The 13,291-nt window shown below is 75.1% G+C and carries 13 protein-coding genes and 1 pseudogene; 13 read left to right on the plus strand and 1 reads right to left on the minus strand.

The window, feature by feature from the left end; all coding sequences use genetic code 11:
• Nucleotides 1–49: 49 nt before the first annotated feature.
• The 10 genes and pseudogenes from MF408_RS12240 to MF408_RS12285 all read left to right on the plus strand — a co-directional run bounded on the left by MF408_RS12240 (nt 50) and on the right by MF408_RS12285 (nt 8,713).
• Nucleotides 50–493 carry a hypothetical protein gene (locus MF408_RS12240; RefSeq protein WP_240247938.1) on the plus strand — a complete coding sequence of 148 codons (444 nt, stop codon included), beginning with the start codon at nt 50–52 and terminating at the stop codon, nt 491–493.
• A gap of 259 nt (nt 494–752) precedes the next feature.
• Nucleotides 753–1,133, plus strand: a complete 381-nt coding sequence (locus tag MF408_RS12245; protein WP_240247939.1) for a hypothetical protein — start codon at nt 753–755, stop codon at nt 1,131–1,133.
• Between the two features lie 23 nt (nt 1,134–1,156).
• Nucleotides 1,157–2,026 carry a hypothetical protein gene (locus MF408_RS12250; protein WP_240247940.1) on the plus strand — a complete coding sequence of 290 codons (870 nt, stop codon included), beginning with the start codon at nt 1,157–1,159 and terminating at the stop codon, nt 2,024–2,026.
• 87 nt (nt 2,027–2,113) lie between these two features.
• Complete coding sequence (locus MF408_RS12255; RefSeq protein WP_240247941.1) at nt 2,114–2,656, plus strand: SigE family RNA polymerase sigma factor; 543 nt, start codon at nt 2,114–2,116, stop codon at nt 2,654–2,656.
• A gap of 501 nt (nt 2,657–3,157) precedes the next feature.
• Entirely contained in the window at nt 3,158–3,484 is a 327-nt protein-coding gene (locus MF408_RS12260) for a hypothetical protein (protein ID WP_240247942.1), read from the plus strand.
• A 113-nt stretch (nt 3,485–3,597) separates the two neighbouring features.
• Entirely contained in the window at nt 3,598–5,865 is a 2,268-nt protein-coding gene (gene purL / locus MF408_RS12265) for a phosphoribosylformylglycinamidine synthase subunit PurL (RefSeq protein WP_240251886.1), read from the plus strand.
• Between the two features lie 400 nt (nt 5,866–6,265).
• Complete coding sequence (locus MF408_RS12270; protein WP_240247943.1) at nt 6,266–6,616, plus strand: hypothetical protein; 351 nt, start codon at nt 6,266–6,268, stop codon at nt 6,614–6,616.
• Between the two features lie 22 nt (nt 6,617–6,638).
• Nucleotides 6,639–7,019 (plus strand): annotated as a pseudogene (locus MF408_RS12275) (tryptophan 2,3-dioxygenase family protein); the annotation flags it as partial.
• Nucleotides 7,020–7,314: 295 nt separating this feature from the next.
• Nucleotides 7,315–7,500, plus strand: a complete 186-nt coding sequence (locus tag MF408_RS12280; protein ID WP_240251888.1) for a tryptophan 2,3-dioxygenase family protein — start codon at nt 7,315–7,317, stop codon at nt 7,498–7,500.
• Nucleotides 7,501–7,696: 196 nt separating this feature from the next.
• Nucleotides 7,697–8,713, plus strand: coding sequence for an aminotransferase class V-fold PLP-dependent enzyme (locus MF408_RS12285; RefSeq protein ID WP_240251890.1), 1,017 nt, complete (start codon nt 7,697–7,699; stop codon nt 8,711–8,713).
• On the opposite strand, the gene MF408_RS12290 is transcribed toward MF408_RS12285, so the two are convergent.
• On the minus strand, nt 8,710–9,606 hold the full coding sequence (locus tag MF408_RS12290) for a hypothetical protein (RefSeq protein WP_240247944.1): 897 nt from the start codon (nt 9,604–9,606) through the stop codon (nt 8,710–8,712). The two genes, MF408_RS12285 and MF408_RS12290, sit on opposite strands and share 4 nt — an antisense overlap.
• A gap of 216 nt (nt 9,607–9,822) precedes the next feature.
• Between MF408_RS12290 and MF408_RS12295 the strand changes: the two genes are divergently transcribed.
• The 3 genes from MF408_RS12295 to MF408_RS12305 all read left to right on the plus strand — a co-directional run bounded on the left by MF408_RS12295 (nt 9,823) and on the right by MF408_RS12305 (nt 13,290).
• Entirely contained in the window at nt 9,823–10,185 is a 363-nt protein-coding gene (locus MF408_RS12295; RefSeq protein WP_240251892.1) for a sterol carrier family protein, read from the plus strand.
• Between the two features lie 143 nt (nt 10,186–10,328).
• A complete protein-coding gene (locus tag MF408_RS12300; protein WP_240247945.1) occupies nt 10,329–12,158 on the plus strand; it encodes an ATP-binding protein in 1,830 nt (609 codons plus the stop codon).
• Nucleotides 12,148–13,290 (plus strand): DUF4157 domain-containing protein, encoded by a 1,143-nt coding sequence (locus MF408_RS12305; protein WP_240247946.1) that lies wholly within the window; start codon nt 12,148–12,150, stop codon nt 13,288–13,290. Before MF408_RS12300 ends, MF408_RS12305 begins: the two co-directional genes overlap by 11 nt.
• Nucleotide 13,291: the final 1 nt, after the last annotated feature.

A 13,291-nucleotide genomic window follows, 5' to 3' on the forward strand; every position in this document is an offset into this window, starting at 1 on the left:
GCCGGGCGACGGAAGGCGTCCGCCGGCCGCGGTGGGATACGGTCGGCCGGTGCCCCGCCTCGTCGTGCTGCTCGCCTGGGTCGTGGCGGGAGCGTGCTGGCTCGGCGCACTGTTCCTGCCGTGGACGGCCGACGGCGCGCTGTCGCGGTCGACGCTCGTCGAGGCGGTCCGGCTCGTACGCCGCGGCGCCGTCGACGCCGTCGTTCCGCAGTCGGCCGCGGTGGTGCTGCTGCTCCCGGCCGTCGCCGGCATCGTGCTGATCGGGCTGGGCGGCTTCCAGGGGCGTGCGGTCGGCGCCGCCCGGCTGGTGAGCGCCCTCGTCGGCGCGGTCGCGGTGCTCGCGCTCGTCCTGCGGCTGACGAGCGCCGCTCCGGCCGCGGCGGGCCCCGGTGCGTGGGTGGCGCTGGCCGGCGTGGTCGCGGCGGTGGCCGCCGCGGTCGGGACGATCGTCGGTCTCGCGAGGTTCGCGGACACGCGGACGGGGAATGGCTAGGCTGCGCGTCCGTCGCGCTCGGGGGTGCTGAGGCCCCGCGATCCGTCGAGCCTGAGGAGTTGGAGCCGAGATGGGGTTCTGCACCAGCTGCGGCACGCCGCGGTCAGCCGGAGACGTCGCCTGCCGGTCCTGTGGTCGTCCGTTCGACCCACCGCCCCCGCCGCCCCCGCCCCCGTCGGCGGGTGCGGCTCCTGCCTGGCCGCTGCCCGGCACGCCGGCCGGCCCACCGCCGGCCGGCCCACCGCCGGCCGCGCCGGCGATGCCGTCCGCCGGCCCGCCGCCGTACCCGCCCGCCGGCCCGCCGCCGTACCCGCCCGGTCCTCCGGCCGGTCCGCCCGCCGCCCGGGGCTCGACGGCCAAGGTGCTCGCCGTCGGCGGCGTGGTGGTCGCGCTGATCGCGGCCGGCGTGGTGATCTGGCAGTTCGTGTGGCCGCGCGGCGGCGCGGGTTCGCCGGAGGAGGCGGTCGAGCAGCTGGTCCTCGCCAGCGCCGAGCAGGACCCGGTGGCGGTCCTCGACATGCTGAGCCCGGCGGAGGTCGACGGCCTCGACGACCTCTACGACACCGCCCGCGAGCGGGCCGAGGAGGAGGGGGGCTGCTCGAGGGCGACGGCGTCACCGAGGCGATCACGCTCGAGCTGAGCGACCTCCAGCTCGACACCGAGGTGATCGGTGACGGCATCGCCCGGGTCACCGTCGAGGACGGTCGCTACGAGGTGACCTGGGACCCGGAGAAGCTGCCCGAGCGGCTCGACTCCCTCGCCGAGGACGGCAGCCGCCAGACGGAGTCGGGCGACCTCGCCGACCTGTTCGACGGTGAGGAGCCGGTGCTCACGTCCGTCGAGCTCGACGGTCGCTGGTACGTCACGATCCTCGGCACCGTCGCCCACTACGTCTACGAGGACGCCGAGCGCGAGGCCGGCCTCGACGGCGTCGAGCTCGAGGAGCCCGACTACGACGCCGTCGCCGACGACGTCGAGCCGGTGGTCGGCGAGGACCCGGAGGAGGTCGTCGCCAACCTCGTCGAGGCGGTGAACTCCGGCGACCTCGACCAGCTGCTCGCCAACTTCCCCGAGGACCTCGGCCGCCCGCTGCGACCCTACGTGCCGGTGCTCGAGGACGTGCTGGAGGACGAGGGCTTCGGCGAGGAGGTCGACCTCGAGGTGGCGGCCGAGGACCTCGAGCTCACCACCGAGGACCTCGACGACGGCCGGGTCAAGGTGGTCGTCGAGGGCGGCCGGTTCTCCGCCGAGGCGACCGACGAGTACGGCGGGAGCTCGGGGTCGCTGACCGTCGACGGCGACTGTGTCACCGTCGAGGAGGACGGCCACGACGGCGACACGGGGTGCCTCTCGGAGTCCGGGGTCGCCGACGAGCTCGGCGTCGACGAGATCTTCTTCGTGCTGTCCCAGGCCGACGGCGGCTACCAGCTCGACCCCGCCGCGACCGCGATCGAGTACGGCGCGGTCGTCGTCGACAACCTCACGGGCGCGCTGTTCGACGAGCTCGTGGGGGAGCTCGAGGACGAGGTCTGAGACACCGGCGTCCGCGTCGCCGTCCCCCGGTGCAGCGGATCCCGCCTCCCGGCGCATCAAGGAGGTAGGAGACCGGAGGGAAGTGACGTGGACGAGGACTTCGTGGCGTACGTCGAGGCGCGCACGCCGGCGCTGCTGCGGCTGGCCTACCTGCTGACCGGGGACGGCCACCTGGCCGAGGACCTGGTGCAGGAGGCGCTGACCAAGGCGTACCAGCGGTGGGACCGGGTGCAGGCGGCCGACAACCCGCACGCCTACGTGCGGCGGATCGTCGTCACCCAGCACATCGGCTGGCGCCGGCGGCGGGCCGCCGGGGAGCTGCCGCTCGCGCCCGGATCGGTGCCGGAGACGTCGACGGGCGACGCCTCCGGCGGGGTCGTGGAGCGGGACGCCGCCTGGCGTGCGCTCGCCGGCCTGCCGGCCCGGCAGCGTGCGGTCCTCGTGCTCCGCTACTACGAGGACCTGCCGGACGCCGAGATCGCCGTGGTGCTCGGGGTCGCCGTCGGGACGGTGCGCAGCCTCGCCTCGCGCGCCTTCGCGCAGCTCCGCGGGCTGCCCGCGCTGTCGTCGTACGCGCCACCTCCCCTCGTCGCCGTGACCGCGCCCGCCACCACCGAGGAGCACCGATGACCGACCTCGACCACCGCCACCACCCTGACCAGCCTGGCCAGCCGGACCAGCTCGACCGGCTCCTCCGCGGCACGCTCGCCGAGCGCGCCGACGAGGCCCCGCACGCCGCACGCGTCACCGCTCGGGTCGTCCAGCAGGCGGGCCGCCCGCGCGGCCGGCGGCGCAGCCTGGTCGCGGCGTCCGTGGGCGCCGTCGCCGCGAGCGCGGCCGCCGCCGTCACCGCGGCCGGGTGGCTCACGCCCTCCACGACGACCGGGGCCGCCGACACCCCGTCGCCGCCGGCGGCGGGCGTCCTGGAGCGCTGCACCGCGCTCGCCGGCGACGCCCTGGCGCCGGAGCACTGGGGGGCCGGCAGCCGGGTGCTGACCTCCGACAGCGCGGGCGAGCGCGCCCGGGCGGTGCTGCTCTCCGCCGACGGCCGCCAGTGGGCGGACTGCCAGCTGCTGGCCGCCGGGCAGGGGCGTCGTCTCCACCTATCCCATCGAGCCGGCGCGCCCGGGCGTGGTCGAGATGAACGGCTACACCGCCTCGACGGAGGGGCCGATGACGTTCTCCTGGGCCGACCGGTTCCCCCGCAACGTCGCCGAGGTCCGCCTGGTCTTCGAGTCCGGGCGGACCTACGCCGCCGACGCCGTCGACGGGTTCGTCGCGTTCGAGCTCGCCGGCCCCGAGCCGGACGAGCTCGCCACGGTGCTGCAGTACGACGACCGCGGCCGGCTCGTCGGCGGCCCCCGGTTGGCGCCCGGTGACGCAGACCTCCCCGTCGGGCAGCGGTCGCTGGTCCCGGACCAGCCCCTCGACACGGTCGTGGTCAACGACGACCTGTAGCCGCCGCGATGCGGCCGGTCCGGCGCCGCCTCGATAGATTGGGGCCCGTGGCCGACACCGCAACGAACGCCCGTCCCGACCTCGCCGGCACCGACCAGCCGACCCCGGAGCAGGTGGTCCCGCGGCCCGGCCCCGACACCGTCGCGGCCGCGGCCGCGGACCCCGGCCGCGAGCAGCCGTGGGCGGAGCTGGGGCTGAAGGAGGACGAGTACCAGCGGATCCGCGAGATCCTCGGCCGCCGGCCGACCAGCTCGGAGCTGGCGATGTACTCGGTGATGTGGAGCGAGCACTGCTCCTACAAGTCGAGCAAGGTCCACCTGAAGCAGTTCGGGGAAATCCCCCAGGAGACGCCGGTGGGCAAGATGCTCGCCGGCATCGGCGAGAACGCCGGCGTCATCGACATCGGCCAGGGCTACGCGGTCACGTTCAAGATCGAGAGCCACAACCACCCGTCGTACGTCGAGCCCTACCAGGGCGCCGCGACCGGCGTCGGCGGCATCGTCCGCGACATCCTCGCGATGGGTGCCCGGCCGGTGGCGGTCATGGACCCGCTGCGGTTCGGCCCGCTCGACGCCGACGACACCCACCGCGTGCTGCCGGGGATCGTGGCCGGTGTCGGTGGCTACGGAAACTGCCTCGGCCTGCCCAACATCGGCGGGGAGGCGGTCTTCGACGAGACCTACCTCGGCAACCCGCTCGTCAACGCGCTCTGCGTCGGCGTGCTCCGCCACGAGGACCTGCACCTCGCGAAGGCGTCCGGGCAGGGCAACCGGGTGATCCTCTACGGCGCCCGCACCGGCGGCGACGGCATCGGCGGCGTCTCCGTGCTGGCCTCGGAGACGTTCGACGCCGACGGGCCGGCCAAGCGGCCGAGCGTCCAGGTCGGCGACCCGTTCATGGAGAAGCTGCTCATCGAGTGCACGCTCGAGCTGTTCTGCGCCGGCGTCGTGGCCGGCATCCAGGACCTCGGCGGCGCCGGTCTCTCGTGCGCCACCTCCGAGCTCGCCTCCGCCGGCGACGGCGGCATGACGGTCGAGCTCGACCGGGTGCCGCTGCGCGACTCCACGCTGTCGCCCGAGGAGATCCTCATGAGCGAGAGCCAGGAGCGGATGATGGCGATCGTCGAGCCCGGTGACGTCGAGGAGTTCCTCGCGATCTGCGCGAAGTGGGACGTCGAGGCCGTCGACATCGGCGAGGTCACCGACACCGGCCGGCTCGAGATCACGTGGCACGGCGAGAAGGTGGTCGACGTGCCGCCCCGCACGGTCGCCCACGACGGCCCCGTCTACGAGCGCCCGTTCGCCCGTCCCGACTGGCAGGACGCGCTCCAGGCCGACGCCGCCGAGGCGCTGCCGCGGCCGGGCTCGGCGGACGAGCTGCGGGAGACGCTGCTCCGGCTGGTGGCCAGCCCCAACCTGTGCGACAAGTCGTGGATCACCGACCAGTACGACCGCTACGTCCTCGGCAACACCGTGCTCGCCCAGCCCGCCGACAGCGGCATGGTCCGCGTCGACGAGGAGACCCACCTCGGCGTCTCCGTCGCCACCGACTGCAACGGCCGGTTCGCCAAGCTCGACCCCTACGCCGGCGCCCAGCTGGCCCTGGCCGAGGCCTACCGCAACGTCGCCACCGGTGGCGCGAAGCCGCTCGCCGTCAGCGACTGCCTCAACTTCGGCTCGCCCGAGGACCCCGCCGTGATGTGGCAGTTCGCCGAGGCCTGCCGTGGCCTCAAGGACGCCTGCCTCGAGCTGGGCGTCCCGGTGACCGGCGGCAACGTCAGTCTCTACAACCAGACCGGCGAGACGGCGATCCTGCCGACACCGGTGGTCGCGGTGCTCGGCGTCATCGACGACGTACGCCGCCGCACGCCGTCGTCCTTCCAGGGCGCCGGCGACCGGGTGGTCCTGCTCGGGACGACCCGCGACGAGCTGTCGGGCTCGGAGTGGGCGCACGTGGTCCACGGCCACCTCGGCGGCCGGCCGCCGGAGGTCGACCTCGCCGCCGAGCGCGGCCTCGCCCGGCTGCTCGCCGACCTGGCCGGCGTCGCGACGAGCGCTCACGACCTCTCCGACGGCGGGCTCGCCCAGGCGCTGGTCGAGGCCGCCGTCGTCGGCGGCGTCGGCGCGACCGTCGACCTCGGCCCGGTGGCCGACGACCCGTTCGTCGCGCTGTTCTCCGAGTCCACGGCCCGCGCGCTCGTCACCGTGCCGGCCGAGGAGGTCGAGGAGCTGCGCGCCCTCTGCGCCCGCCACGACGTGCCGATGGCCGAGCTCGGCACCACCGGCGGCGACGAGCTCGCGGTCGACGGGCAGTTCTCGGTCCCGCTCACCGACCTGCGCGCGGCGTGGACGGCGACCCTGCCCGCGGCCCTCGGCGAGTGAGCGCGGCGCGGCCGGCGGTCCGCGACGCCGAGCTGCACGCCTACGGCGCCGACGCCAGCCAGTACGGCGAGCTGCGGCTGCCGGAGGGACCGCCGCGCGGCACGGTCGTGGTGGTGCACGGCGGCTTCTGGCGGGCGCGCTACGGCCTGCTGCTCGGCCGCCCCCTGGCCCGCGACCTCACCGCGCGCGGCTGGGCGACGTGGAACCTGGAGTACCGCCGCGTCGGCAACGGGGGAGGAGCACCGGAGACGTTCGACGACGTCGACGCGGGGATCGACCTCCTCGCCGAGCTCGCCGCAGGGGGCACTCTTCCGCCGGCGGCGCTGGACCGGGTCGTCGCGCTCGGCCACCCGCGGGCGGGCACCTCGCGACTTGGGCGGCCGGCCGTCCCGATCCCCGCGTGGAGGTCACCCACGTCGTCTCGCAGGCCGGGGCCCTCGACCTGGTCGCGGCCTGGGAGGACGGCCTGGGCGACGGCGCGGTCGAGGCGTTCCTCGGCCACCCGCCCGGACCGGACGACGCCCGTTACGACCCCGCACAGCAGCTGCCGCTCGACGTACCCGTCTGGTGCGTCCACGCCCGGGACGACGAGGTCGTGCCGTTCTCGCAGTCCGCCGGGTACGTCGCGAAGGCGGTCGCCGCCGGCGCCACCGCCGAGCTGGTCGAGGTGCCCGGCGGGCACTTCGGTGTCGTGGAGAAGGCCAGCCCCGCCTGGGCGGCGATCCGGGGCATCGTCGACGGCATCGGCTGACGCAGCGGGATACGGTGGCCGGATGTCGACCGAGGAGGGGTACCGACCGCTCGAGCCCGGCGTACGCACCGACTTCAGCGGAGCGCTGGACTACGCGGGCTACCTCCACCTGGACACGCTGCTGTCGGCCCAGCACCCGCTGAGCGACCCGCCGCACCCCGACGAGCTGTTGTTCGTCGTGCAGCACCAGACGACCGAGCTGTGGCTGAAGCTGATGGTGCACGAGCTGGTCGGCGCGCGCCGCTACCTCGACGCCGACGACCTGCCGCGAGCCCGCAAGAGCATCGCCCGGGTCAAGCACATCCTGCGCACGATCACCGAGCAGTGGTCGGTGCTGGCGACGCTGACGCCGAGCGAGTACGCCGAGTTCCGGCACGTGCTCGGCCCGGCGTCGGGGTTCCAGTCGGTCCAGTACCGCGCCGTCGAGTTCCTCCTCGGCAACAAGAACCCGCAGATGCTCAAGGTGTTCGAGGGCAACCCGGCCGCCCACGAGTTCCTGAGGGACGCCCTCGAACGCCCCACGGTCTACGACGCCTTCCTCCGCCTCGTCGCCCGCCGCGGCCTCCCGGTGCCGGCCGCGGTCCTCGAGCGCGACGTCAGCAGGGCCTGGGTGGAGCAGCCGGAGCTGGTGACCGTTTTTCCGCGAGGTCTACGAGGACACCACCCGCCACTGGGACCTCTACGAGACGTCGGAGGACCTGGTCGACGTCGAGGACGCCTTCCAGCTGTGGCGGTTCCGCCACCTGCGCACCGTCCAGCGCACGATCGGCTTCAAGCCCGGCACCGGCGGCTCCTCCGGCGTCGCGTTCCTCAGGCGGGCCCTCGACCTGACCTTCTTCCCCGAGCTGATCGCGGTGCGGACCGAGATCCGGGAGCAGCGTTGATCGCTCGTCGCGCCGCCGAGCTCGACGCCGCCGACCCGCTGGCGCACCACCGGGACCGGTTCGTCGCCACCGACGGGGTCGTGGCCTACCTCGACGGCAACTCCCTCGGCCGGCCCCTGCGCGCCACCCGCGACCGGCTCGCCCGGTTCGTCGACCACGACTGGGGGGACCGGCTGATCCGCGCGTGGGACGAGGGGTGGATGGACGCGCCCACCGAGCTCGGCGACGCGATCGCCCGGGTCTGCCTCGGGGCGGCGCCGGGCCAGACGGTCGTGGCCGACTCGACGACCGTGCTGCTCTACAAGCTGGTCCGCGCCGCGGTCGCGGCGCAGGAGGGCGAGGGCCGCACCGAGGTCGTGGTCGACACCGACAACTTCCCGACCGACCGGTTCGTGGTGGAGGGCGTCGCTGCGGAGCGGGGCTCGACGTCCGCTGGGTCCGGCCCGACCCGGAGGCCGGGGTCACCGCCGAGCAGGTCGCCGGCGCCGTCTCCGAGCGCACCGCCCTGGTGCTGCTCAGCCACGTCGCCTACCGCTCCGGCCGCATCGCGGACCTGCCCGCGATCACCCGGGCCGCCCACGACGCCGGCGCCCTCGTGCTCTGGGACCTCTGCCACTCCGTCGGCGTGCTGGACCCCGGCCTCGACGAGCACGGCGTCGACCTCGCCGTCGGGTGCACCTACAAGTACCTCAACGGCGGCCCCGGCGCGCCCGCGTTCGCCTACCTCGCCGCCCGCCACCACGGCCGGCTGCTCCAGCCGGTCCAGGGCTGGATGGGCGCGGCCGACCCGTTCGCGATGGGCGACCGCTACCACCCCGCACCCGGCGTGCGGCAGCTGGTGAGCGGCACGCCGCCGATCGTCGGCATGCTGCCGGTGCGCGACATGCTCGCCCTCGTCGAGGAGGTCGGCGTCGCGGCGGTGCGGGAGAAGTCGGTGGCGCTCACGACCTTCGCGGTCGACGTCGCCGACGAGCTGCTGGCGGCGTACGACGTCCGGCTGGCGTCGCCGCGCGACCCCGCGGTCCGCGGCAGCCACGTCACGCTCGACCACCCGGCGTTCCGGCAGGTGACCGCCGACCTCTGGGAGCGCGGCGTGATCCCCGACTTCCGCCCGCCGGACGGCCTGCGGGTCGGGCTGTCGCCGCTGAGCACGTCGTTCGCGGAGGTGGCGACGGGGCTGGCCGCCGTCCGCGACCTGCTCGCGGGGCGCTAGCGCCGCCGGAGCGCCTTGCGGGTGCCCAGCGCGAGCTCCTTCTCCGCGGTCCGGGTGATCCGGTCGCCGGGGTCCTCCCCGGCGCCCCACCGCCCGAGCAGCGACAGCCGGTAGGTCTGGCGGATCCGCAGCTTGCCGAGCCTGCGGTCGTCGTCGTCGACCTGGAACACCAGGTGCTTGCTGAAGCCGCAGGTGCCGACGTCGCCCGGGCACCGGTCGGCCTCGCCGCCGCCGGTCACCTGGGCGGGGGCGCGGCCGTCGAGCCAGACGGAGCCCTTGAGCGAGTCGGCGACGTAGTTGGCGGCGCCGGCCGGGCCGGTGGCCACCGAGTAGCCGCGCAGCCGCGTGGTCACCGAGACGACCAGCCACGACTTGCCCTTCGGGGCCCACACGCCGCCGGCGTAGGGCAGGAGCGCGGGGCCGTCGACGTCGCACGTGAACTGCGCGAGCACCCCGGCGCCGAACACCTGGTCGTCGTCGCACGACCGGTGCCGCAGCCCTCCCGCCGGCACGTCGTAGAGCGGCGCCGCGGCGCCGACCTTCCGCTTGCCGGTGCGCAGGTCGACGGTCTGGGTGACCCCGTCGAACTCGACCTCGAGCCGCCGCTCGTCGGCGTCCCCGTCGACCACCACGTAGAACGACTCGGCGTCGGCGTCCTGGTCGGGCGTCGGCAGCCGCTGCTCCGACCCCTCGGTCACCAGCGTCACCACCGGCGTCGCGCCGGTGCCGAGGTAGGCGTCGAACCGGCCCTTGGAGAGCTGGTCGTACTGCCAGGTGATCGGCACCAGCGTGGCGCCCTCGGGGGCCGCCAGCTCCACCAGGTCGCGCGTGTCCTCGGCGGCCGCGGTGTCGAGCGGCTCGCCGCTGTGCACCACGAGCTCGCCGACCGGCACGACGACCGACGCCTTCCGCCCGTCCCCCCTCGAACTGGTCGTCGTGGCGGGCAGGCACCACCTCGCCGACCCGGACGGGGTTCTCGTCCTCGCCGCACGCAGCCAGCAGCGGCGCGAGGAGGAGCAGCGCGGACCCGAGCAGGGGCCGGAGGGGAGCGTCGCATGGCGGACATTGTGACGGGTTGCCGCGCCGGGCCGCTTTGTAGGCTCGCCGTCGTGCCCGCCCGACTCCGACCCGCCGACCCCGCCGACGTCGCAGCCGCGCTCGACCGGCTCGCCGCCGAGGGCGCCGGCTCCCGCTCCGACCTCAAGCTGTTGACCAAGCACTTCCTGGCCGTCCTCGAGGAGCGGGCGCCCGGCCGCTCCGTGGAGGTGCGGGTGCCGCCGTACGCCGCGGTGCAGGTGGTCGAGGGGGTCCGGCACACCCGGGGCACGCCGCCGGCGGTCGTCGAGACCGACGCCGGCACCTGGCTGGCCCTCGCCACCGGCGGGCTGACCTGGGCCGAGGCCGTCGCCTCTGGGCGGGTGCACGCCAGCGGCGAGCGCACCGACCTCACGCCCTACCTGCCGCTGACCTGAGCGGCGTACCCCGTGCCGGGCACGCCGGTGACCGGGCGGGGAATTTCACGGTTCTGCTGCGAGCACCGCCCGGTCACGGGAGCATGACCCGCAGGCGGCCCCAACCAGGGAACAGGACCGTGGTCACCTCCATCTCACCGAGGATGCCGATCGAGCCGTCGGACGAGGAGTCCGCGACGGCCGGTGAGGGTGCGCCCGACCGGGTGCTCGGCTTCGCCGACGCAGCCGTCGCCCACGCGCTCGCCCTGCTCGAGGGCGGCGACCCGGAGGACACCGCCGACCAGCTCGACGCCGCCCGCGAGGGACTGCTCACCGACCGGTCACCGTTCGCCGCGCTGTGCGCGAACGCACGGGCGGGCGGTGCCGCCGCCGAGATGCTGGCGCTGCTCGTGGCGGCCGAGGTCGACACGGCGCTGTCGGCACAGGTCGGCGTGCTGAGCGGCTCCGGCCGACCGGGGCCGGTCACCCTCGGCGCGGCCGCTCGACTGCTGGGCGGCGTGTCCCGGTGCGCCGCCGCGGTCGGCCCGGCCTCACCGCTGGTCCGAGCGGCTCTCGTGGACGTGCGACGCGGCCCGACCTGGGCGGCGAGCGAGGTGCAGCTCGCGCCGGGCGTTGTCTGGGCGCTCGCCGGTGACCCGGCTCCGGACCCCGACCTGCCGCTCGGCACCCGGGCCGTCCCCGGCGACCCCGACGCGGTCGCCGCGCCGCCGCTGGTGCTGGTGAGTGGTCCCGACCAGGTGCGCCGCCGTGACCTGGGCGTCCGGCACTGCCCGGCGTCCTCGCTGCTGGTCGGCACCGCCCCGGCCGACGACGCTGGCTGGGCGGCGCTGGTGCGGGAGGCGACCATCACCGGGGCCGCGCTCGTGGTCGAGCTCGGCGACGGCGGCCTGTCCCCCGACGGTCGTCGGTGGGTCGAGCGTGCGACCCACCTGCGCTGGGTGCTGACCAGCCGCGACGAGCTTCCCCTTGCAGGGCTGCCCGCCACCGAGCGGGTCGAGCTGGTCGCGGCGGACGACCCGGTCGACGAGGACGAGTGGCGCGCCGCGCTCGGGGACGTGCCGCACACCCACCGGATCCACGCCGCGCAGCTGGAGCTGGTGCGGACGACCCTCCCGGCGGTCGACGGCGATGTCGACGCCGCGGTGCGCCGTCTGCTCGGGGGGCCGCTGGGTCGGCTCGCCCACCGGGTCCGGCCGCGAAAGGGCTGGTCCGACCTGGTGCTGACCGAGGCCAAGACCGCGCAGCTGCGGTCAGTGGTCGGGCGCTACCGCCACGGCACGACGGTCTACGACGAGTGGGGGGTCACCACGGCCTCCGGCCGGGGCGTCGTCGCGCTCTTCACCGGTCCGTCCGGCACCGGGAAGACGCTGGCGGCCGAGGTGGTCGCGCACAGCCTCGAGCTCGACCTGTACCGGATCGACCTGTCGACCGTCGTCAGCAAGTACATCGGCGAGACCGAGCAGAACCTGGACCGGCTCTTCGCGGCGGCCTCGGCCGGCAACGCGGTGCTGTTCTTCGACGAGGCGGACTCGGTGTTCGGGAAGCGGGCCGAGGTCCGCGACGCCCGCGACCGCTACGCGAACCTCGAGGTCTCCTACCTGCTCCAGCGCCTCGAGGCCTACGACGGAGTGGTCGTGCTCGCGACCAACCTGCCGGGCAACATCGACGAGGCGTTCCTGCGCCGGATCCACGAGGTCGTCCACTTCACGCAGCCCAGCGTCGAGGAGCGTCGCGCCATCTGGCAGCGGCACCTCGACGACGGGCGGATGCCGGTGGGCGACGTCGACGTCGCGACGCTGGCGTCCAGGTTCGAGCTGACCGGGGGACAAATCCGCAACGTCGTGCTCAGCGCGGCGTTCCGGGCGGTCGAGGACGGGGTCCCCGTCTCGACCGCCCACATCCACGGGGCGATCGCCGGCGAGATGCGCAAGCTGAGCCGGATGGTGAAGACGGAGGACTTCGATGCCGGCTGAGCACCAGGCGAAGGAACGGTCCGCGCCCACCCGGGCGGTGCGGGACGAGGAGATGCGCGTCGGGGCGGCCGACGACCGCGCCGAGCACGTCGCGGACGCCCTGGCGGACGCCGCGCTGGCGCGGCTCGCCCGGGGGCCGGGGGTCCCGGTCTCCCCACCCGGCGGCGGGGACGGCGGTGACGGCCGGATCAGGCGCGCCAGCACCAGCCCGTCCGGCGCCATCGGCGACGCCGGCGGCGTCCTCGACGGCGGCACCCAGGCCGAGATCGAGAGCCGGCGTGGCGGCGGGCAGCCGCTGCCAGGTGGCGTGCGGTCGTCGATGGAGTCGGCGTTCGGGCGGTCGTTCGGCGACGTGCGGGTGCACCGCGACGCCGGTGCCGCGCGGATCTCCCGGTCGATCTCGGCGGACGCGTTCACGCTCGGCACCGACATCTTCTTCGGCGAGGGTGTGTTCGACCCCGCCACCGAGGACGGCCGGCACGTGCTGGCCCACGAGCTCGGCCACGTCGTCGCCGGCGCCGACGGCGTCCGGCGCAAGAAGAAGAGCCGGAACCAGCGTCGGAAGGCGGCGCGGGCCCGGGCAGCGGCGGCGGAGGAGGAGGAAGTCGCGGAGGCCGAGGGCTCCGAGGCCGTCGAGGCGGAGGTGGTCAACGAACCGGCTCCGGCTCCGGCTCCGGCCCCGGCCCCGGCCGCGCCCGCTTCGGCCGCCGCCGCAGGACCGAAGGCGTGGTCGACTCCCGGAGGCGCCGTGAACGTCCTCTTCCCCGATTCCACGGGACCCGCTCACGCGGTCCCGGTCCAGGCCGCACCCGTCCAGGCGGCGCCGGCCAAGGCCGCACCGGCCAAGGACCCGAAGATCGGCACGTCCGGCGACACGCAGGGCTGGCGAACGCCGAACATGAAGAGCGTGGCCGACAGCCTCGCCTACCACCACGGGAAGCACGGCGCCGGGAACAGCCGGCAGCAGTACGCCGCGGACGCGCGGGCGTTCGCGAAGAACCCGACGGGCAAGTCGAAGCAGGTGACGCTCGCCGACGGCAGCGTCGGCACGAAGTACCGCACCCCGGGCGGCCCCGGGGCGATCCTCGACGCCAACGGCCGCATCATCACGTTCTGGTACGGAGACGACTGAC

The sequence above is a fragment of the Nocardioides sp. TF02-7 genome, assembly GCF_022437945.1.
Classification (GTDB): domain Bacteria; phylum Actinomycetota; class Actinomycetes; order Propionibacteriales; family Nocardioidaceae; genus Nocardioides.